This window comes from Mycolicibacterium wolinskyi str. Jessa 2025 (assembly GCF_049241375.1).
In the GTDB taxonomy this organism is placed as follows: Bacteria; Actinomycetota; Actinomycetes; order Mycobacteriales; family Mycobacteriaceae; genus Mycobacterium; species Mycobacterium wolinskyi.
On the sequence record NZ_CP185960.1, the window covers coordinates 4,478,002 to 4,498,823 of the forward strand.

Consider the following 20,822-nt stretch of genomic DNA (forward strand, 5'->3'; position numbering starts at 1 on the left):
TGCCGTCAATCGTGTACCGCCCCGTGGCGGGCATCCGAGTCCGGCGCGGGGGCCGCGTCGCTGCGAATATCGATCCGCCAGCCGGTCAACCTGGCCGCCAACCTGGCATTCTGACCTTCCTTGCCGATGGCGAGCGAGAGCTGGAAGTCCGGCACCACAACTCGCGCCGCCCGGCCGGCCTCGTCGATCACCGACACCGAGACCACCTTCGCCGGTGAGAGCGCGTTGGCGACGAACCGCGACGGGTCTTCGTCGTAGTCGATGATGTCGATCTTCTCGCCGGACAGTTCGCTCATCACGTTGCGCACGCGCTGCCCCATCGGCCCGATGCACGCGCCCTTGGCGTTGAGGCCGGGAACCCGGGAGGTGACGGCGATCTTGGAGCGGTGCCCGGCCTCGCGCGCCACGGCCACGATCTCGACCGAGCCGTCGGCGATCTCGGGCACCTCGAGCGAGAACAGCTTGCGCACGAGGTTCGGGTGCGTACGCGACAGCGTGATCAGCGGCTCACGGGCACCACGCGTCACACCGACGACGTAGCAGCGCAACCGGTCGCCGTGTTCGTAGCGCTCGCCCGGCACCTGCTCGGCGGACGGGATGACGCCTTCCGACCCCTTGGTCTCACTGCCCATCCGCACCACCACCAGGCCGCGCGCGTTGGCGCGGGCATCGCGCTGGATCACGCCGGCCACGATGTCGCCCTCGCGGGCGGAGAACTCGCCGTAGTTCTTCTCGTTCTCCGCATCGCGCAGCCGCTGCAGGATCACCTGCCGCGCCGTGGTGGCCGCGATCCGGCCGAAACCCTCTGGCGTGTCGTCCCATTCGTGGATGACGTTGCCGTCGGCATCGGTTTGACGGGCGATCACCTTCACCACACCGGTCTTGCGATCGATGTCGATGCGGGCGTCGGGTTCGTGGCCCTCGGTGTGGCGGTAGGCCGTCAGCAGTGCCGATTTGATCGTCTCCACGACCACGTCGACCGTGATGCCCTTGTCCGCTTCGATGGCATGCAGCGCCGCCATGTCGATGTTCATGTCCGGGCCCCCTTCCCAGTTTGTCCGGCAAGCTCCAACTCACGACGGTTGGGCGTTGAAAACTCCACTTGGACAACAGCTTTGGCGATCTCACCGAGCGGGATCTCGCGAATTGCGAAGTCCCGCGGCCCGTCTGGCACCACCACTTGCAACGTCTGGCCGTCCGTGGCGCCGAGCCGGGCGGTCAGCTGCGTACCGTCGGCGAGCGTCAGGTCGGCCTTGCGGCCGCGGGCGCGCCGAAAGTGCTTCTCGGTGGTCAACGGACGGTCCACACCCGGCGAGGTGACTTCGAGCACATACGGCGTGTTGCCCCGATCCAACTGGTCCAGCAGCTCGGAAGCCCGCCGCGACAACGTCGCGATCGAGTCCAGATCGAGACCCTCGTCGCCGTCGGCCACCACCGTGATCCGGGGTGGGCGCGCCGCAGCGTCGATCACGACATCGTCGATTTCATAACCGGCGCGCGCGAACTCGCCGTCAAGTAGCTCGATCACCTGCTTCTGCGACGGTAGATCCGCAGACCGCAAATTAGGATCCGGTGCCACGGCGAGCTCCTCATCTTGAGTTGTCCGGACACGATTCCCTGGTAACTCCCCCTGGAATCGCCTATCCACGATACGCCAGGCCCGCGGCAGCAAGCGTCAATCCGATTTCCTCCAAGCAGCGAATGCCATGGACCTGCACGTCCGGAGCCCACGCTGCGCCGCGGCCGGCCAATGGCAGGATGTTCTGGTGCCGAGCGCCCTGACGAACATCAGCCGGCGGCGGGCGTTGTTCTCGGCCGCGGCCCTCGCCCTGCTGGGCGCATCCGCAGCCGCCTGCGGTACGACGCCACCGCCGCCCGAACTCGCCGATCTCACCGCCCAGCTCGACCGCGCGCGGGCCGACAGCAAGCTCGCCGCCGACGCGGCCGCAGCGCTGCCACCGCAAGCGCCCGCGGCCCGGGCACTGACGGCCGTGGCCGACGAGCGTTCCGCACATGCCCAGGCGCTGTCGGACGAGTTGACGCGCATGACCGGCGAGCTCCCGGCATCGACCACCGCCGCACCGACGTCGGCGTCCCCCGCACCCACCGCTGACCCTGACCAGGCGCCGAGCGTCGACGACGTCGTCGACGCACTCGAGCAGTCCGCCAAGAGCGCGACCGACCTCGCCCCGCGGCTCTCCGGCTATCGCGCCGGGCTCGTGGGGTCGATCGCGGCATCGTGCACGGCCGCCCACACCGTCGCGCTGGGCGGTGCGCGATGACGTCACCCGAATCCGCACCGGCACGGCCGACCTCTGCCGCCGACGGCGCACTGTTCGACGCGGTCGCCACCGAGCACGGCATCATCTACGGCTATGGGCTGGTGTCCGCGCACTCCAGTCCGGAGGAGAACTCCCTCGTCGCGGCGGCGATGGCCGAGCACCGGGCGCGGCGCGAGGCCGCGATCGCGTTGCTCAACGGACGCTCGGTCGCCGCGCCGCTACCTGCCGCCGGCTATCAGTTGCCTGCGGAGGTCAAGAATCCGATCGACGCCGCCAACTTGGCGGTCCGGATGGAACAGGACGCCGCGGTCGCCTGGCGCGCGGTCCTCGAACAGGCCACGACCAGCGAAGACCGCTCGTTCGCGGTGACCGCGCTGACCCAGGCCGCGGTGACCGCGGCGAAGTGGAACGAGTTCCTCGACGTCTGGCCGGTCACCGTCGCGTTCCCGGGCGGTGCGGAGTGAGCGCCGGCTAGGTCGAGAGCGCCGACGAGATCTCGGCGGCCGCGCCGTCGACGGCAACCTCGCGGATCTCACCGGTGAACCGGTTGCGCAGTTCGACCACGCCGTCGGCCCAGCCGCGGCCGACGACGACGATCCACGGCATGCCGAGCAGTTCGGCGTCCTTGAACTTCACGCCTGGCGAGGCCTGGCGGTCGTCGAAGAGCACCTCGTGCCCGAGCCGGTCGAGGTCGGCGACCAGCTCGGCGGCGCCGGTGCGGGCCGCGTCGTCCTTGTTGGCCACGACGACGTGGACGTCGAACGGCGCGACCGACGACGGCCAGCGCAGCCCGAGGTCGTCGTGCTGTTGTTCGGCGATCACCGCGACGAGTCGCGACACGCCGATGCCGTAGGAGCCCATGGTCAGCCGCACCGGCTTGCCGTCCTCCCCCAGCACGTCGGCGGTGAACGCGTCGGCATATTTGCGGCCCAGCTGGAAGATGTGGCCGATCTCGATGCCACGGGCGGAGGTCAGCACGCCTGCGCCGTCGGGCGAGGGGTCGCCGTCGCGCACCTCGGCCGCCTCGATGGTGCCGTCCGGCGTGAAGTCACGCCCGGCGACCAGTCCTACGACGTGCTTGTTGGGCGCGTCGGCACCGGTGATCCAGGACGTGCCCGATACCACCCGCGGGTCGACGAGGTAACGAACACCGTTGTCCTGCAATGCTTTCGGACCCACATATCCCTTGACGAGGAACGGGTTCTTGGCGAAGTCGGCGTCGTCGAGCAGGGCGAACTCGGCCGGTTCGAGCGCCGCGCCGAGACGCTTCTCGTCGACCTCGCGGTCGCCGGGCACGCCCACTCCGAGCAGTTCCCAGTCGCCGCCGGGCTCGCGCGTCTTGAGCAGCACGTTCTTGAGCGTGTCGGCCGCGGTGATCTCGCGGCCGAGATCGGCCGAGTTGGCCCATTCGACCAGCGTCGCGATGGTCGGTGTGTTCGGGGTGTCGTACACCTTCGCCTCGGGCTGTCCTTCGATGGGCAGTTCCTCGGGCGCGCGGGTGATGACGGCTTCGACGTTCGCGGCGTAGCCCGATTCCAGGCACCGTACGAAGGTGTCCTCGCCGACCTCGCTCTCGGCGAGGAATTCCTCCGACGCGCTGCCGCCCATCGCGCCCGACACCGCGGAGACGATCACGTACCGCACTCCGAGCCGGGAGAAGATGCGCTGATAGGCCTCGCGGTGCGCGTGATAGGCGGTCTTCAGCCCGTCGTCGTCGACGTCGAACGAGTACGAGTCCTTCATGACGAACTCGCGGCCACGCAGGATGCCTGCCCGGGGCCGCGCCTCGTCGCGGTATTTGGTCTGGATTTGGTACAGGATGACCGGGAAGTCCTTGTACGACGAGTACTCGCCCTTGACCGTCAGGGTGAAGATCTCCTCGTGCGTCGGGCCGAGCAGGTAGTCGTTGCCCCGCCGGTCCTGCAGCCGGAACAGGGTGTCGCCGTACTCGGTCCACCGATTGGTGGTCTCGTACGGGGTGCGCGGCAGCAGCGCGGGCAGCAGGATCTCCTGGCCGCCGATCGCGTTCATCTCACTGCGGACGATGTTCTCGATCTTGCGCAGCACCCGCAGGCCCAGCGGCAGCCAGCTGTAGATGCCCGGGCCCACCGGACGGACGTACCCGGCGCGGATCAGCAGCTTGTGGCTGGGCACTTCGGCGTCGGCGGGGTTGTCGCGGAGGGTTCGCAGGAACAGCTCGGACATACGGGTGATCACAGCCGACAACCTTAAAGCGTCGTCTTCAGTCGCGGCCCTGCCAGGTGCAGATGCACGCCTCGTTGCCCTCGGCGTCGGCGAGAACCCAGAACGCGGGCGCGGCCTTGTCACTGACGAGCGTGCCGCCCGCGGCGAGCGCGGCGTCGATACGCGCGCGGGCCGCGTCGTGCGGCACATCGATGTCGATGTGGATCCTGTTGCGTTGCGCGCGTGGGGAATCCATCTGCTGGAACCAGATGGCCGGACCGCGCCCGAACGGGTCGACGAGCCCCGCGTTGAGATCCGACGGTCCCGGCTCGTCTTCGTAGCCGGTGACCGCCTTCCAGAACGGCCGGACGGCTTCGATGTCGAGTGCGTCGATCGCGATCTCGAACGACTGGATCACCTCGTGGCCGACCGCCATCTCGAATCCCCGGCCGGAAAGCGCCTGCGACACCGCGTGTGCCAACTCGAGGTCGCGCGTCGTCACCGTGCCGGCCTGCGCCGACCGCAGCCGCAGGATCGCGCGGTCGGCACGGATGTCGACGCTCAGATGCCCCGACGCGTCGGTGCCCGTCGCGGCGACCGCATGAGACGCGGCAGCCACGGCGTCGGACATCGACGGGACGAGCACCTCGGTGTACACGGCACCGAGCACCAGACGCCAGCCGAGTGGCCCGACGGTGTCGGAGATGTGTTGGCGGGTCAGCCTGTCGCCCACGTGGTCAGCGTAGCGGCGAACGGATCAGTCGACCTCGATCTCGCCCGCGTCCATCGCGTCTTTGACGTCCTGCGCGTGCGCGACCTGTTCGGAGGTGTAGCCGATGAACAGCGCCGCGCCGCCGACGAGCACCGCCACCGCGGCGACCCACAACAGGCCGTAGGTGTAGGCCGCGTCCAGTGCGGCCAGTTGAGGCTCGTTCATGTCCTTCACCGGGCCGTTGGTGCCGCCCAGATAGAGGGTGCGCGACGTGATCACGGCCTGGATCACGGCCAGCACGAGCGGGCCGCCCAGGTTCTGGAGCATGAGCGCGATCGCCGAGGCCGGGCCGATCCGGTCGAATCCGACGCCCGCGATGGCCGAAAGGGTCAGCGGGACGACGATCATGCCGATCCCGATACCGCCGATGGTGATCGGCAGAACCAGGTTCGGGAAGTACGGGATGCCCCGGTGCAGCGTCGAGCCGTAGATCATGGCGCCGAGCACGAGGATGCCGCCTGCGATCACGAGTACGCGCGGCGGGAACATCCGCACCAGCTGCGAGGACGCACCGAGGCCGATGCCCATACCGATCACGAACGGGATGAAGCCGATACCGGCGTGCAGTGCGCTGTAGCCGAGGATGTCCTGCACGTACAGACCGATGAGCACGGTCAGCGTGAACAGCACACCGCCGGCCAGGAAGATGGCGGCGAAGGTGGCCACGCGGTTGCGCTCGTGGAACAGGTCGAACGGCACGACCGGGTTCTCGGCGTTGCGTTCGGCGATGAGGAACGCGAGGCCGAAGACCGCCGCCGCCGCGCCGGAGCCGAGCGTGATGGGCGACAGCCAGCCGCTTTCGGGTCCCTGGGTGAAGGCGAACACCGCGGCCGTGCAGCCGAGCGTGGCGAGCAGCGCGCCTGCGGCGTCGAGCTTCATCCGCTCGCGGTTCGTCTCGCGCAGCGCGGTGCGGGCCAGGTAGAGCATCACGAGCCCGATCGGCACGTTGACCAGGAAGGCCCACCGCCACGACACCTCGGTCAGCGCGCCGCCGACGACGAGGCCCATGACCGACCCGATCGCGGTCATGGCGCCGAACACCGCGGTGGCCGCGTTACGGGCCGGGCCCTTGGGGAACGTGGTGGCGACGAGCGCGAGTCCGGTCGGCGATGCGATCGCGGCACCGATTCCCTGCAGCAGCCGCGCGATCACCAGCGTGGCCTCGTTCCAGGCGATGCCGCACAGGATCGAGGCGATGGTGAACAGCGCGACACCGACGATGAACGTGCGCTTGCGCCCGATCGTGTCGCCCAGCCGTCCGCCGAGCAGCATCAGGCCGCCGAACGTCAGCACATAGGCCGTGATGACCCAGCTACGGCCGGCGTCGGACAGGCCGAGCTCGTCCTGAATCTGCGGCAACGCGACGATCGCGACCGTGCTGTCCATGGTGGCGAGCAGCTGCATACCGCCGATGGCGATGACCGCCGACAGGAATCCCCAGGAGGGGAACCAGGACGGGAGACGGGCTGCCAGCCCCTCGCGTCGTCCGGCCTCGCCGGTGGCCGGCACGTACACGGGAAGAGCCCGGTCCGCCCCGCCATCAGCGCCTCGTTCGATGGCTGCGCGCTCTGCATCATTGAGAGCCGTCATACCGGGCTACCTTACAGTAATCTTAAGAATCCTTTAACCGGCGAAGCCCGCCACCTGGCCGATCACGATGATCGCCGGAGGTCGGATTCCTTCCTCACGAATCCGTTCCGGCGCGTCGCCGAGCGTCGCCCGCAGCGTCCGCTGCGCGACGGTCGTGCCGTGCTGCACCACCAGCACCGGGGTATCCGCAGGTCGTCCGCCGTCCAGCAAGACCTCGGCGAACAGCTCGATGCGCTCGACGGCCATCAACAGCACGATCGTGCCGCTCATCGCGGCCAGCGCATTCCAATTCACTAACGATTCCGGATGCCCCGGCGCAACATGGCCGCTGACCACCACGAACTCGTGCGTCATGCCGCGATGCGTGACCGGGACGCCGGCCAGCGCGGGTACGGCTATGGCGCTTGTCACACCGGGGACCACGCTGACGGGGATGCCCGCCTCGGCGCACGCCAGCACCTCCTCGTAGCCGCGCGCGAAGACGAAGGGGTCACCGCCTTTGAGGCGCACCACGAACTTGCCCTGCTTGGCCCGGTCGACGAGCAGCTGATTGATGGCGTCCTGCGCCATGGCGCGCCCGTACGGAATCTTCGCGGCGTCGATCACCTCGACGTGCGGGCCGATCTCGGCGAGCAGTTCCTGAGGCGCGAGCCGGTCGGCGACGACGACGTCGGCGCGCGCCAGCAACCGGCGCCCGCGCACCGTGATCAACTCGGGATCCCCCGGTCCGCCGCCCACGAGGGCCACCCCGGCGGTCACCTCGCCCGGCACCTCCGCGGTGATGACGCCCTGCTGCAACGCCTCGTGGATCGCGGAACGGATCGCCGCGGAGCGGCGATGCTCGCCCCCCGCGAGGACACCCACCGACAGACCGTCGTAGTCGAACGTCGCCGGCGTCACCGCCGAACCTTCCCGCGCGATGTCGGCGCGGACGCAGAAGATGCGGCGCTGCTCGGCCTCGGCGGCGATGGCGGCGTTGACGTCGTGATCATCGGTGGCGGCGATGACATACCAGGCGCCGTCCAGATCGCCCGTGCGGAAGTCCCGCAGCTGCAAGCTGATCCCCGGATCGTCTTTGGACAGGGCCTCCACCGCAGGGCTCGCGGCGCGCGCGATCACGTGTACGTCGGCGCCGTTGGCGATCAGCAGGGGCAGCCGGCGCTGTGCGACGGTTCCGCCGCCGACAACGACGACCTTCTTGCCCGACAGGCGCAGGCCGACGAGGTAGGCATCCTCGGTGTTCACATTGCTCCTCGCGTCCGCATCACCCGCCGAGCTTAGAGCGTGCCGCCGAGGCGACGAAGCGGGTGATGGCCTGCGGGTGCGCCGCGGGGTGGGTGTGCAGGTAGCCCGCATGCACACCGCGATGCACCGCGCCGTCGCGGTGGGCGGCCTGGCCGGGCTTGGCGAATGCCCAGGCGGGCGGATGATCGTCGGCGAATGTGACTGCGGTGCGGTGGAATTCATGCCCGGTGACGCGGTCGCCCGCGGCGTGCAGCGATGAGTCGACCACCGCGACCGCGTCGCGGTAGCCGAGGGTGAGGCGCTCGGTGAACCGTGCCGAGCCCGCGAGCACGCCGCACATCGGCGCGCCGTCGAGATCGTCGACGAGGTAGGTGAGCCCGGCGCACTCGGCATGCACCGGCGCCCCGCGCGCGGCGAGGTCACGAATCTGCTGGCGCACAGCGGTGTTGGCGGACAGTTCGGCCGAGAACTGCTCGGGGAAACCACCGGGCAGCACCAGGGCGTCGGTACCGGGAGGCAACGGGTCGACCAGTGGATCGAACTCGGCGACATGAGCACCCGCGGCGCGCAGCAGTTCGCTGTGCTCGGTGTAGCCGAAGCTGAATGCCTTACCCACCGCGAAGGCGACGGTGACGTCGGTCACGGGCTCGGCGCCGCCCGGCTCCCACGGTTGCGCAGCCACCCGCGCATCGGCAGCCGACACCACGGCCGCGAGGTCGATATGCCGGGCCATGAGCTCGGTCATCGCCGCCACCGCGGCCCGCGCCTGCCTACCATGCTCGATGGCCGTCACGAGACCGAGATGCCGTGAGGGAACCGTTAATTCGTCGGATCGCGGGATGGCGCCGAACACCGCGACGCCCGCATGTTCGCACGCCTGCCGCAGCACGGCCTCGTGGCGTGACGACCCGACCCGGTTGAGGATCACCCCCGCGATCCGCACCGCTGGGTCGAACGTGAGAAACCCGTGCAACAACGCTGCGATGCTCTGGCTCTGGCCCCGCGCATCCACGACCAGGACGACCGGTGCGCCGATCAAGCCGGCAACCTGCGCGGCCGACCCCCGCGGGGTGCCCGTCATCTGGTCTTCGATACGGCCGTCGAACAAACCCATGACGCCTTCGACCACCGCGAGATCCGCACCGGCACTGCCGTGGCGATACAGCGGACCGATCAACTCCTCGCCCACCAGCACCGGGTCGAGGTTGCGTCCCGGTCGGCCTGCCGCCATGGCGTGGTAGCCGGGATCGATGAAATCCGGCCCCACCTTGAAGGGGGCCACGGTATGGCCGGCCGTGCGCAGCGCCCCGATCAGACCCGTTGCGACCGTGGTCTTTCCACTACCCGAGGCGGGCGCGGCGATCACGACCGCCGGAGTGGGGACAGCGCTCACCTCAGCACCGCGAGCGACCGTGTTTGTACGCCGACACGCCGCAAATCGCGTACCGCCGCGGTCGCTCAGCGCTCACCACTCGATGCCCTTCTGCCCCTTGCGACCGACGTCCATCGGGTGCTTGATCTTGGTCATCTCGGTGACCAGATCGGCGGCGTCGACCAAAGCCTGCGGAGCGTCACGGCCGGTGATGACGACATGTTGTCGGCCCGGCCGGTCCGCGAGCGTCGCCACCACGTCGTCGACGTCGACCCAACCCCACTTCAAGGGGTAGGTGAACTCGTCGAGCACGTAGAAATCGTGGCGTTCCTCGGCGAGCCTGCGGCGGATCTCGGCCCAGCCGTCAGCGGCGGCAGCGGCGTGGTCGTCCTCGCTGCCGTGCTTGCGCGTCCACGACCAGCCCGACCCCATCTTGTGCCACTCGACCGGGCCGCCGGCACCGTGTTCGTCGTGGAGCCGGCCGAGTTCGCGGAACACCGCCTCCTCGCCCACTTTCCACTTGGCGCTCTTGACGAACTGGAACACCGCGATCGAAAACCCCTGATTCCATGCGCGCAGCGCCATCCCGAACGCGGCCGTCGACTTTCCCTTGCCCGGCCCGGTATGCACGGCCAGCAGCGGCGCATTGCGCCGGGCCCGGGTGGTCAGGCCGTCATCGGGTACGGCAACCGGCTGTCCCTGTGGCATTGACGGTCCTTCCTACGCGGCCTGCGACTGGGTCTTGACCAGCCGCGTCAGCTCACTGGCCCGCAGCTGCTCGAGCCGCACCGCGGGCGCGCCCAGTTGCTGGGCCAGGTCTTGCGCCAAACCCAGTCGGACGAAAGACGTTTCGCAATCGACCACCACCGCCGCAGCTCCCTCGGCGACCAGCCGGGCCGCGGCCTGCCTGCTGCGCCCGAGCGGATCGGCTCCGCCGGTTGCGCGCCCGTCGGTGAGCACCACCACCAAGCTGCGGCGCGCGCGGTCACGCGCCTTCTCACGCACCACGACGTCCCGCGCGGCCAGCAACCCTTGCGCGAGTGGGGTTTTCCCGCCGGTGTCGACGCGCGACAGGCGGCGGCTCGCGATGTGCACCGACGACGTCGGCGGTAGTAACACCTGAGCGTCCTGCTGGCGGAACGTGATCACCGCGACCTTGTCCCGGCGTTGATAGGCATCGCGCAGCAGCGACAGCGTCGCGCCGGTCACCGCCGACATCCGGTCCCGCGCCGCCATCGAACCCGACGCATCGACGACGAAGATGACCAGATTTCCTTCTCGGCCTTCACGAATGGCGCGGCGCACGTCATCGGGCTGCGGCCGCGGGCGACCCGCGGCCCGTTGCCGGCCGGCCGTCGCGAGCAGTGTGCCGAACACGTGCAGTCCATGGCCGGCGCCCGGTTCCGCGGTGGCCGCGATGGGCGTGCCCGTCCGGTTACGGGCTCGCGACCGTCGACCCGGCGCACCCTCACCGACTCCGGGCACGACGAGCGCCTTCGTCCGGAACACCGCCGACGGCGGGCCGCTCTGTCGGGTGCCCGACGACTTTCCCGACGACTGGGACGACGAATCATTGTGCGACGCTTCGCCTTCGGCGCTCGCGCCGCCGCCCGGCGGATCAGGGTCCGGCTCGGGCTCAGGCGACTCTGCCGTCGACTCCCCCGCCTGCTGCAACGCCTCGTCGAGGCGGTCCGGGTCGAGCCCCGGATCGTCGAACGGATCGCGGCGACGCCGATGTGGAAGTGCCAGCTCGGCGGCGACCCGGATATCTTCCTCCTCGACAACGGGACTCCCCCGCCAGGCCGCGTGGGCAACGGCGGTGCGCGCCACCACCAGGTCGGCACGCATGCCGTCCACGTCGAACGCCGCGCACAGGGCGGCAATGCGGCGTAATTCACTGTCGGGCAACTTCACCGACCCGACCGCCGCTTGCGCCGCGGCGATGCGCCGGGACAATTCGGCATCGGCGTCGGCGTATCGGCGCACGAATTTCCCAGGGTCGGCTTCGAACTCCATGCGCGCGCGGATCACGTCGACCCGCACGTCGACATCGCGCGACGCCGTGACGTCGACGGTGAGGCCGAACCGGTCCAGCAACTGCGGGCGTAGCTCGCCCTCTTCGGGATTCATGGTGCCGATCAGCACGAAGCGGGCCTCGTGCGAATGCGAGATGCCGTCCCGCTCGACGTGGACGCGCCCCATGGCGGCCGCGTCGAGCAGCACGTCGACGAGGTGGTCGTGCAGCAGATTGACCTCGTCGACGTAGAGCACACCGCCGTGCGCGCGCGCCAACAGGCCCGGGGAGAACGCGTGTTCGCCGTCGCGCAGCACCTTCTGCAGGTCCAGCGACCCCACCACACGGTCCTCGGTCGCGCCGATCGGCAGCTCCACGAGTCTGGCGTCGGCATCGACCGCGGCGAGTATCGCCGCCAGGCCCCGTACGGCCGTCGACTTCGCGGTGCCCTTCTCGCCGCGGATCAGCACGCCGCCGATCTCCGGCCGCACCGCGCACAGCACGAGCGCCAACTTCAGGCGATCCTGGCCGACGAGCGCGCTGAACGGATACGTATGAATACCAGCGGAAGTCACGATTGCTCGGTGTCCACCCGTGATCCGGCACGCACCATCGGCACATGCGGGATGCCGTCGTCGAGGAACTCGTCACCGTCGCGCACGAAACCGTGCTGGGCGTACATGTCCTCGAGATACGTCTGGGCATTGATGTGACACGGGTAGTCACCGACTTCGGCCAGTGCGGCCTGCATCAGCCGGGTGGTGTGTCCGTGACCGCGGGCGCTGCGCTTCGTGCACACCCGGCCGATGCGGAACGCCTTTTCGCCGCCGGGATGCTCTTCCATGAGCCGCAGTGTCGAAATCACCTCGCCGCCAGGCCCTTCGAGCCAGAAATGACGGGTCTCGGCGAGCAGATCGCGGCCGTCCAGCTCCGGGTACGGCGTGGCCTGCTCGACCACGAACACCTCGATGCGCAGCTTGAGCAGCTCGTAAAGCGTTGGCACGTCGAGATCTTTGGCCCAGCTGCGGCGCAATGCGACCGTCATCTGCCTGCCGCCGTCACACCGTCACGGGTGTGCCGGCAGTGCCCGGCCCGGTGCCGGAATCGAGGGCCGCCGTGGGATCCAGCTTGAGTACCTTGGTACCCCAATCCCACACCTCTTGGAACAGGCCGGGTTCGTTGGACAGCTTGGTGCCGAGCGACGGGATCATCTCCTTGAGTCTGGGCACCCAGCCCTGGTAGCGGTCGCCGAAGCAGCGCTCGAGCACATCGAGCATGGCAGGCACGGCGGTCGAGGCGCCCGGCGAGGCGCCGAGCAACCCGGCGATGCTGCCGTCGGCGGCCGTGAGCACGGTGGTGCCGAACTCGAGCACGCCGCCGGCGCCCTTACGCCGGATGACCTGCACCCGCTGCCCGGCGATGACCAGCTCCCAATCGGAATCGACTGCGCTGGGCGCGAATTCGCGCAACGTGTCGACCCGGGCGGGCTCGCTGAGCAGCAGCTGGCCGATCAGGTACTTGACCAGTCCCATCTCGGTAAGCCCCACGCCGAGCATCGATGCGAGGTTGTTCGGTTTGACCGACAGCGGAAGATCGGTGAGCTTGCCCTGCTTGAGGAACTTGGGTGTCCAGCCGGCGAACGGCCCGAACAACAGGTAGGACTTGCCGTTGATCACCCGGGTGTCGAGGTGCGGCACCGACATCGGCGGTGCGCCCAGCGGCGGCAGGCCGTAGACCTTGGCGCGGTGACGTGCCGTCACGTCCGGATTGCCGGTGCGCAGGAACTGTCCGCCCACCGGGAAGCCGCCGAACCCCTTGGCTTCGGCGATGCCCGCCTTCTGCAGCAGCGGCAGGGCTCCGCCACCGGCGCCGACGAAGACGAATTTTGCGTTGATCTTGCGTTTCGCACCGGTGCGACGGTTGCGCACCTTGACCGTCCAGCTGCCGTCGGAGTTCTTGCTCAGATCGCGCACGTCGTGGCCGAACAACGTGGTCATGCCGCGCTGCGCGGTGTAGCCGATCAGCTGTCGCGACAACGAACCGAAGTCGACGTCGGTGCCGTCCTGGGCCCAGTTCAACGCGACGGGGTCGGAGAAGTCACGCTTGGCGGCCATGAACGGCAGGCGGCGGGTGAACTCGTCCTTGTCGTCGATGAACTCCATCGACGCGAACAGCGGGTTGCCGACGAGAGCCTCGTAGCGGCGCCTGAGGTAGTCGACGTTGGCCGCGCCGTGGACGAAACTGACGTGCGGAACTGGGTTGAGGAAGCTACGCACATCCGACAGCACGCCGTTCTCCACGGCGTAGGCCCAGAACTGCCGCGACACCTGGAACTGCTCGTTGACGTTGACGGCTTTGGCGATGTCGATCGTGCCGTCGCTGCGCTCGGGCGTGTAGTTGAGTTCGCACAGCGCGGAGTGACCGGTGCCTGCGTTGTTCCACGGGTCGCTGCTCTCGGCCGCCGCCCCGTCGAGCCGTTCGATGAGCGTGATCGACCAGTTCGGCTCGAGCAGCCGGATGAGGGCACCCAACGTTGCGCTCATGATGCCGGCGCCAACCAGCACGACGTCAGTCTTCGCGGTCGTACCCACGTTTGCCTCAGACACCCTGATCGCTCGTCCTTTGTAATCGCGCGGCCCGTCAGCGTTGACGGCTGATACTTATGCTCAGGTTATCGCGCGCCCGTTCCCGGTTGGCCGGGCATACCAGTGCCGTCGGTCACCCGCAGCCCGTCGAACAGCAGCGTCAGCAGGCGGTCGCACCTGCCCACGTCCTGATCCCGCCGCCGGCCCACCCAGGCGATCGCCGCGGCCATGTCCAGCACGTCGTCGACATCGGTATCCGGATCGATTTGCCGGTGATCGGCGGCGCGGCGGATCAGCTGTGCGCCGGCCGCGCGCGCCAGGTGACAACTGCTCATGGCGTCGCCGCCCGGTGCCACGTCGACGAGCGTTGCAGCCAGCCCGTCGTAGACGCCGCCCTGCCGGATGTAGGCGTCGAGCCAATTGCGGAGCGCGGCAAGCGGGTCGGGTTCAGCCAAGAGCAATTCGCCGTATTCACAGAGGCCGCGCAGGCCGTCGTCGATCACCGCGAGTACCAACTGGTCACGGGTCGGGAAGTGCCGGTAGAGCGTCCCTGGCCCCACTCCCGCCGCACGAGCGACATCGTCGAGGGAGGCGGAGACGCCGTGTTTCGTGAACGCGTCGCCTGCCGCGGCCACGAGCGCCTGCCGGTTGCGCGCGGCGTCGGCGCGCAGCGGCCTGCCGCGGGATGGCGGTGCGGACATACTCCCCCTCGGCAACTCGGTTCACGTGGACAACCGGAGATCGTCTCCATATATTGACCGGAGACAGTCTCCACATATTACGTCCAGGGAGAGCTCATGCACTTGTCCGTGATGGCGATGCCTGATCCGACCGATCCACGCGGACTGAGCGCGGTCACCGAACCCATCGTCGACGCCGATCGAGCCGGTTTTCACCGGGCCTGGCTGCCACAGCTGCCGCCGCTGGCCGGTATGGCGCCATGGGATGCACTGACCGCCCTGACCGTCGCCGCCCGAGATGCCGGCAGGATCCGATTCGGCACCGGTGTCGTGGTCGCCTACACACAGCATCCGCTGGCGCTCGCCAGGCAGGCATTGACCACCAACGCCGCCACCGGCGGCCGATTGACCCTGGGCATCGGCGTCAGCCATCCGTTCATGGTCGAGGCGTTGGGCTACTCATACGAGAAACCCGCGGCGTTCCTGCGCGAATACCTCGAAGTGCTCGCACCCGCCCTGGCCGGCGAGCCCGTCGACCATCATGGCCGCCACATCACCGCGATCGGGCAAGTCACCCTCGCGGGCGCGCCCGCTCCGCGCCTCGTCACCGCGGCGCTCGGACCGCGCATGCTCGATCTGGCCGGCGAACTCACCGATGGCACGATCACAAGCTGGGCCGGTCCGAATGCGTTGGAAAAACACATCATTCCGGGTATCACGCGCGCGGCGGCCCGATCGGGCCGCCCGGCACCCCAGGTGATCGCCGGCTTGCCGGTGGTCGTCACCACCGATCCCGATCACGCGCGCGAACAGCTCGCTACGAGATTCGAAATGGCGAGCCAGACGCCGGCCTACGGGGCCGTGCTGGCCAAGGAGGGTGCGTCCAGCGTCGGCGACGTCTGTGTCGTCGGCGACGAGACTCATGTCGAGCGGCAGCTGCGCCGTCTCGGCGAGATCGGTGTGACCGAGTTCGTCGCCTCACCCCATGGCGACGCGGCCCAGGCCGCCCGCACGATCGAATTCCTGTCGTCCCTGCGGCTCTGACATCTGCCGCGCCGTTAGGGTGGGATCGTGACGTCACGGGAGCCCACCTGGGAGCCGGATGTGTTGCCAGGCTTCTGGCAGCGGACAATTACGGTCGGACCGGACCCCGACGGCGAAGGCGAATTGGTGGCCACGCTGGTGCGTCGCGGCGACGCAGCGCCGAGCGCCCACGCCGTCCTGGGCTTGCACGGTTACACCGATTACTTCTTCCACACCGAACTGGCCGACCGGTTCGCCGAACGCGGTTTCGCGTTCTACGCCGTGGACCTCCACAAATGTGGCCGGTCCCGCCGCGAGGGCCAGACCCCGCATTTCACCACCGACCTCGCCCGCTACGACTCCGAACTGGAACAGGCTCTCGGCATCATCGCCGCGGACACCGGCGGCGCGCGCGTCTGCATGTACGGCCACTCGGCGGGCGGTCTGATCGTCACGCTGTTCACCGACCGGATGCGGCAACGCGGTCGATTGGCGACGCACAACATCGGCGGGCTGGTGCTCAACAGCCCGTTCTTCGATCTGCACGGTCCGGCGATCCTGCGCACGGCGCCCACCTCGGCCGCTCTGATCGCGCTGGCACGGTTGCGCAAGCTGTATGTGATCCGCAAACCCACCGAGGGTGGTTACGGCACGAGCCTGCACCGCGATTACGGCGGCGAGTTCGAGTACAACCTCGACTGGAAGCCGCTGGGCGGATTCCCCGTCACATTCGGCTGGATCAACGCCATCCGCCGCGGCCAGGCCCGGCTGCACCGCGGCCTCGACGTGGGCGTGCCGAACCTGATCCTGCGTTCCGACCACAGTGTCACCGAAACTCCGGACCCGGCCGCGATTCAACGCGGCGACGCCGTCCTCGATGTCAAGCAAATCGCCCGATGGGCGGGCTGCGTGGGCGACCACAGCACCATCACCCCGATCGTCGACGCCAAGCACGATGTGTTCCTGTCGCTGGCCGAGCCGCGGGCCGCCGCCTACCGCGAGCTCGACCGCTGGCTTGACCACTATGAAAGTCTGCAATCTTCTTCGAGCACAACACATTCCGGATAGGACATCGCGTGGAGCATTACGATCTGACGATCATCGGCACCGGCTCGGGCAACAGCATCATCGACGACCGCTACGCCGACAAGAAGGTGGCGATCTGCGAGCAGGGCACGTTCGGCGGCACGTGCCTGAACGTCGGCTGCATCCCGACCAAGATGTTCGTGTATGCCGCCGAAGTAGCCAACACTGTGGCCCACTCCGCCCGTTTCGGCATCGATTCCCACATCGACAAGGTGCGCTGGCCCGACATCGTGTCGCGGGTGTTCGGCCGCATCGACCCGATCGCCGCGGGTGGCGAGGACTACCGCCGGTCGGCCTCCAACATCACGGTGTACGCCAGCCACACCCGGTTCGGGCCGAAGACCGACGACGGCCGCTACACCCTGCGCACCGAGGCCGGCGACGAGTTCACCAGCGATCAGGTGGTCATCGCCGCGGGTTCGCGTGCGTTCGTCCCGCCCAACATCGTCGACTGCGGCTGCAAGTACTACACCAGTGACGACGTCATGCGGATTCCCGAGCTGCCCGATCACCTCGTGATCGTCGGCGGCGGCTTCGTCGCGGCGGAGTTCGCGCACGTGTTCTCGGCGCTGGGCGTCCACGTCACGATCGTCGTGCGCGGTGCCGGTCTGCTCACCCACTGCGACGAGACGCTGTGCCACAAGTTCAGTGCGCTGGCCGCGGAGAAATGGGATCTGCGCACGCACGAGAACGTCGTCGGTTCACACCAGGACGGCGACCGCATCGTGCTGGAACTCGACGATGGCAAGACCCTGGCCGCCGACATGCTGCTGGTGGCCACCGGCCGCGTCCCCAACGGGGACCTGCTCGACGCCGAACTGGCGGGCGTCGAGGTCGACGAGGATGGCCGGGTCATCGTCGACGAGTATCAACGCACCACGGCACGTGGCATTTTCGCGCTCGGCGACGTGTCCTCCGACTATCAGCTCAAGCACGTCGCCAACCACGAGGCCCGCGTGGTCAAGGAGAACCTGCTGCGGGACTGGGACGACACGGCGGCGCTGATGCGCAGTGATCACCGATTCGTGCCGTCGGCGGTGTTCACCGATCCCCAGATGGCGATGGTCGGCCTGACCGAGACCCAGGCCCGCGACGCCGGGTACGACATCGTGACGAAAGTTCAGGCCTACGGCGACACCGCCTACGGCTGGGCGATGGAGGACACGACCGGCATCGCCAAACTGATCGGCGACCGCGCGACCGGCAAGATCCTCGGCGCACACATCATGGGCTACCAGGCGTCGTCGATCATCCAACCCCTGATCCAGGCGATGAGCCTGGGACAGACCGCGCACGAGATCGCGCGCGGCCAGTACTGGATTCACCCGGCCCTGCCCGAGGTGATCGAGAATGCGTTGCTCGGCCTGACGGACTAGTACTCGACGGCCCGCCGCACGGGAACCTCGAAACCCCAAGGCAATTCAAGCCGGTGCGCGGCCAGTAGGTCGGCGTCGGCCAGGACGGTGTCGATGGCGCCGTCGGCGACGATCCGGCCTTCGTCCATGATGACGGCCCGGCTGCACAGTTGCGCGGCGTAGGGCAGGTCGTGCGTCACGATCACCATGGTCACGTCCAGCGTCGCGAGGGTTTCGGCCAGTTCGCGGCGGGCCACCGGATCGAGGTTCGCCGACGGTTCGTCCAGGACGAGAACCTCGGCATCGCACGCGAGAACGGTGGCCAAAGCCGCACGTCGGCGCTGGCCTCCGGAGAGATGAGCCGGATTCCGGTCGGCATGTTCGGTCAACGACACCTGGGCGAGCGCTCGCCGCACCCGAGCCGCGAGTTCGTCGCCCGCCACGCCGAAATTGGCAGGCCCGAATGCGACGTCCTGGGCAACGGTCGGCATGAAGAGCTGATCGTCGGGATCCTGGAACACCAACCCGACCCTGCGCCGGATCTCTCGGAGGTTTTCACGGGTCACCGGCAGGCCGGTGATCCGCACCGCGCCCGATGTCGCCCGCAGAACTCCGTTGAGGTGCAACATGAGCGTGGTCTTGCCGGCACCGTTGGGCCCCAGCACCGCGACTCGTTCGCCGCTCGCGATGGCGATGTCGACACCCCTCAGCCCGACGTGGCCGTCCGGATAGACGTGGTGCAGACCTTCGATGTCGATGTCTGGAGTCGTCATTTCAGCACCCATGCACTGGCCGCGACCAGAACCGCTGCGGTGGCAGGCAGCATCGCCAGCAGCCACTGTCTGCCGCCCGCGGCCACCGACGATCCGGCGCCGAAGGCGAGCGCGGGAACTCGCCCGCCGTAACCGCGCGACAGCATGGCCAGATGCACCCGTTCCCCTCGCTCATAGGACCGAAGAAACAGCGCGCCAACGCCTTTCGCGATCGCCCCGGCCTGGTGCAGGCCGCGCGGCGAATCGCCGCGCGAGATCCGGGCCATGCGCATGCGGCTCATCTCGCCGGCCAGCACGTCGATGTAGCGGATCATCAACGTGAGCATCGAGACCACCAGACCGGGGACGCCGAGCCGGCTCAGCGCCAGGGGCAGTTCACTGGTTGCAGTGGTGGCGGCCAGGGTGAGCGAGGCCGCGACGCCGAGCGTCCCCTTGATCACGATCCCCCAGGCGGCATACAAACCGGCCACCGAAAGATGCAGACCCGCAACATGTATCCGCTCACCGCCCTCGGAGAACGGCAGCAGCACCGCCAGGATCAAGAACGGCGCCTCGATCAGCATGCGCGGCAGAACCCATCGAAGTGGAATTCGTGCGACGAGCCACAGTGCGACGATGATCGCCGCGTAGACGGCGTAGGGCCAGAAGGTTTCCCGCGGCGTGGCCACCACTGCGACGACAAAAACCACCAGACACACGATCTTGGCCTCGGGCGCCGTCCGATGCAGTGCCGAATTTCCGTCGCGGTACAGCGGATGCGCGTGGCCGGCCCCATCCGTCAGCGTCCGGCGTTCGACTTGGATCTGCGGGCGATCAACCAGAACGCGCCGCCGGCCACCGAAACCGTGACCAGCACACCGACGACGCCTGCCAGGCCGCCGGTGCCGTCGCGGCCGCCGATCGAATAGTCAGCGAACGGCGAGCCTGCCATCGCGTGATCGGTGGTGTGTTGAGCGATGCAGTTGCCGGTGAGAGTCTCCGTGCCGCCGGTCTCGACGACCTCACAGCCCTGAAGCGTGACCGAGTCCAGCCCGTCCGGGCTGGAGCTTGCGAAGTAGGACACCACGCCGGCGATGAGCAGGGTTACCGCGGCGAATGCGATCCAGAACCGCGCGCGCCGGCCTGCGCGTGTGCTCATACGGCGACCTCCGTCTTCGTGGTGCGAAGTAGGTAGACCAGATCGGGCCGGGTGTGCGCGACCGCCGTCACCGTGAGCGCGGTGATGACCCCTTCACCGGCCCCGATCAACAGATGGGTGCCGAACATGTAGGCCGACACGGCGCCCAGCCCGGTCGAACCTGCCCCGCCGATGGCGTATTCGACGACGAAACCCATTGCCGCGCAGACGGTGCCGACAAGTGCGGACCCGAACGCGACCGTGCCGAGCACCGGCATCGATATCTGCTGCGTGCGGCGTTCGGCCAACCGGTACAGCAGGACCGCCGTGAGGTATCCGGCGGCGACCCCGATCAGCGCCATGTTGGTGATGTTGGTGCCGAGCGCACTCACCCCGCCGTCGGCGAACAGCAGAGACTGCACCACAAGCACGATCGCGATGCACAGCGCACCCGTGTAGGGCCCCACCAGGATCGCCGCGAGGGCGCCGCCGAGGAGGTGACCGCTGACTCCGGGCAGGATCGGGAAGTTCACCATCTGGACGGCGAAGATGAACGCGGCCACGAGCCCGGCCAGCGGTACCGCTCGCTCATCGAGTTCGGCACGGGCCCGGATAGAGCAGTATCCGAGCGCGACGACCGCAATGACGCCGAATACCAATGATGTCGGCGCGTTGACGATGCCGTCGCTCATGTGCATGGCGACGTTTTGAATGGCCATACCAATAGCCTAAGCCCGCCACCGT

The 20,822-nt window shown here is 68.4% G+C and carries 21 protein-coding genes; 5 read left to right on the forward strand and 16 right to left on the reverse strand.

Features of this window, described 5'->3' with window-relative positions:
• Positions 1-5: 5 nt before the first annotated feature.
• Together nusA and rimP are read right to left on the reverse strand one after the other, a co-directional pair.
• Positions 6-1,034 (reverse strand): transcription termination factor NusA, encoded by a 1,029-nt coding sequence (nusA, locus tag ACOI2T_RS22035; protein WP_067852491.1) that lies wholly within the window; start codon positions 1,032-1,034, stop codon positions 6-8.
• The gene (gene rimP, locus ACOI2T_RS22040; RefSeq protein ID WP_067852489.1) at positions 1,031-1,579 is read right to left on the reverse strand and encodes a ribosome maturation factor RimP; all 549 of its coding nucleotides are present in this window, start codon (positions 1,577-1,579) and stop codon (positions 1,031-1,033) included. Before rimP ends, nusA begins: the two co-directional genes overlap by 4 nt.
• A gap of 127 nt (positions 1,580-1,706) precedes the next feature.
• On the opposite strand from rimP, the gene ACOI2T_RS22045 reads away from it, so the two are divergent.
• Positions 1,707-2,282: a hypothetical protein gene (locus tag ACOI2T_RS22045; protein ID WP_409503546.1), complete on the forward strand. Its 576-nt coding sequence runs from the start codon at positions 1,707-1,709 to the stop codon at positions 2,280-2,282.
• Positions 2,279-2,746 carry a ferritin-like domain-containing protein gene (locus tag ACOI2T_RS22050; RefSeq protein WP_409503547.1) on the forward strand — a complete coding sequence of 156 codons (468 nt, stop codon included), beginning with the start codon at positions 2,279-2,281 and terminating at the stop codon, positions 2,744-2,746. Before ACOI2T_RS22045 ends, ACOI2T_RS22050 begins: the two co-directional genes overlap by 4 nt.
• Before the next feature lie 7 nt (positions 2,747-2,753).
• On the opposite strand, the gene ACOI2T_RS22055 is transcribed toward ACOI2T_RS22050, so the two are convergent.
• From ACOI2T_RS22055 to ACOI2T_RS22100, 10 genes are all read right to left on the reverse strand, one after another.
• Positions 2,754-4,499, reverse strand: coding sequence for a proline--tRNA ligase (locus ACOI2T_RS22055; protein ID WP_409503548.1), 1,746 nt, complete (start codon positions 4,497-4,499; stop codon positions 2,754-2,756).
• 25 nt (positions 4,500-4,524) lie between these two features.
• Entirely contained in the window at positions 4,525-5,199 is a 675-nt protein-coding gene (locus ACOI2T_RS22060) for a VOC family protein (RefSeq protein WP_409503549.1), read from the reverse strand.
• A 24-nt stretch (positions 5,200-5,223) separates the two neighbouring features.
• Positions 5,224-6,828 (reverse strand): MFS transporter, encoded by a 1,605-nt coding sequence (locus ACOI2T_RS22065; protein ID WP_409503550.1) that lies wholly within the window; start codon positions 6,826-6,828, stop codon positions 5,224-5,226.
• A 33-nt stretch (positions 6,829-6,861) separates the two neighbouring features.
• On the reverse strand, positions 6,862-8,073 hold the full coding sequence (gene cobA, locus ACOI2T_RS22070) for a uroporphyrinogen-III C-methyltransferase (RefSeq protein WP_409503551.1): 1,212 nt from the start codon (positions 8,071-8,073) through the stop codon (positions 6,862-6,864).
• A 19-nt stretch (positions 8,074-8,092) separates the two neighbouring features.
• Positions 8,093-9,466, reverse strand: coding sequence for a cobyrinic acid a,c-diamide synthase CobB (locus tag ACOI2T_RS22075; RefSeq protein WP_409503552.1), 1,374 nt, complete (start codon positions 9,464-9,466; stop codon positions 8,093-8,095).
• Between the two features lie 72 nt (positions 9,467-9,538).
• Positions 9,539-10,153: a cob(I)yrinic acid a,c-diamide adenosyltransferase gene (cobO, locus tag ACOI2T_RS22080; protein WP_409503553.1), complete on the reverse strand. Its 615-nt coding sequence runs from the start codon at positions 10,151-10,153 to the stop codon at positions 9,539-9,541.
• 12 nt (positions 10,154-10,165) lie between these two features.
• Positions 10,166-12,034 (reverse strand): magnesium chelatase subunit D family protein, encoded by a 1,869-nt coding sequence (locus tag ACOI2T_RS22085; RefSeq protein WP_409503554.1) that lies wholly within the window; start codon positions 12,032-12,034, stop codon positions 10,166-10,168.
• Positions 12,031-12,504, reverse strand: coding sequence for a GNAT family N-acetyltransferase (locus ACOI2T_RS22090; RefSeq protein WP_409503555.1), 474 nt, complete (start codon positions 12,502-12,504; stop codon positions 12,031-12,033). The genes ACOI2T_RS22085 and ACOI2T_RS22090 overlap by 4 nt, the downstream gene beginning before the upstream one ends.
• Before the next feature lie 13 nt (positions 12,505-12,517).
• Positions 12,518-14,050 (reverse strand): malate dehydrogenase (quinone), encoded by a 1,533-nt coding sequence (mqo, locus tag ACOI2T_RS22095; RefSeq protein WP_409503695.1) that lies wholly within the window; start codon positions 14,048-14,050, stop codon positions 12,518-12,520.
• A gap of 80 nt (positions 14,051-14,130) precedes the next feature.
• A complete protein-coding gene (locus tag ACOI2T_RS22100; protein WP_409503556.1) occupies positions 14,131-14,745 on the reverse strand; it encodes a TetR/AcrR family transcriptional regulator in 615 nt (204 codons plus the stop codon).
• A 96-nt stretch (positions 14,746-14,841) separates the two neighbouring features.
• On the opposite strand from ACOI2T_RS22100, the gene ACOI2T_RS22105 reads away from it, so the two are divergent.
• The 3 genes from ACOI2T_RS22105 to mtr are packed head-to-tail and all read left to right on the forward strand — an operon-like array spanning position 14,842 to position 18,209.
• Positions 14,842-15,768 carry a TIGR03564 family F420-dependent LLM class oxidoreductase gene (locus ACOI2T_RS22105; RefSeq protein WP_409503557.1) on the forward strand — a complete coding sequence of 309 codons (927 nt, stop codon included), beginning with the start codon at positions 14,842-14,844 and terminating at the stop codon, positions 15,766-15,768.
• A gap of 27 nt (positions 15,769-15,795) precedes the next feature.
• Complete coding sequence (locus ACOI2T_RS22110; RefSeq protein WP_067852469.1) at positions 15,796-16,815, forward strand: alpha/beta hydrolase; 1,020 nt, start codon at positions 15,796-15,798, stop codon at positions 16,813-16,815.
• Positions 16,816-16,823: 8 nt separating this feature from the next.
• On the forward strand, positions 16,824-18,209 hold the full coding sequence (gene mtr / locus ACOI2T_RS22115; RefSeq protein ID WP_409503558.1) for a mycothione reductase: 1,386 nt from the start codon (positions 16,824-16,826) through the stop codon (positions 18,207-18,209).
• Here the strand turns inward: mtr and ACOI2T_RS22120 are convergent.
• Genes ACOI2T_RS22120 through ACOI2T_RS22135 form a run of 4 tightly spaced genes read right to left on the reverse strand, consistent with a single transcriptional unit; the run spans position 18,206 to position 20,797 of the window.
• Positions 18,206-18,961: an energy-coupling factor ABC transporter ATP-binding protein gene (locus tag ACOI2T_RS22120; RefSeq protein ID WP_409503559.1), complete on the reverse strand. Its 756-nt coding sequence runs from the start codon at positions 18,959-18,961 to the stop codon at positions 18,206-18,208. The two genes, mtr and ACOI2T_RS22120, sit on opposite strands and share 4 nt — an antisense overlap.
• Positions 18,958-19,743, reverse strand: coding sequence for a cobalt ECF transporter T component CbiQ (cbiQ, locus tag ACOI2T_RS22125; protein ID WP_421877371.1), 786 nt, complete (start codon positions 19,741-19,743; stop codon positions 18,958-18,960). The genes ACOI2T_RS22120 and cbiQ overlap by 4 nt, the downstream gene beginning before the upstream one ends.
• The gene (locus ACOI2T_RS22130; RefSeq protein WP_409503561.1) at positions 19,740-20,099 is read right to left on the reverse strand and encodes a PDGLE domain-containing protein; all 360 of its coding nucleotides are present in this window, start codon (positions 20,097-20,099) and stop codon (positions 19,740-19,742) included. Before ACOI2T_RS22130 ends, cbiQ begins: the two co-directional genes overlap by 4 nt.
• A complete protein-coding gene (locus ACOI2T_RS22135) occupies positions 20,096-20,797 on the reverse strand; it encodes an energy-coupling factor ABC transporter permease (RefSeq protein ID WP_409503562.1) in 702 nt (233 codons plus the stop codon). The genes ACOI2T_RS22130 and ACOI2T_RS22135 overlap by 4 nt, the downstream gene beginning before the upstream one ends.
• Positions 20,798-20,822 lie beyond the last annotated feature (25 nt).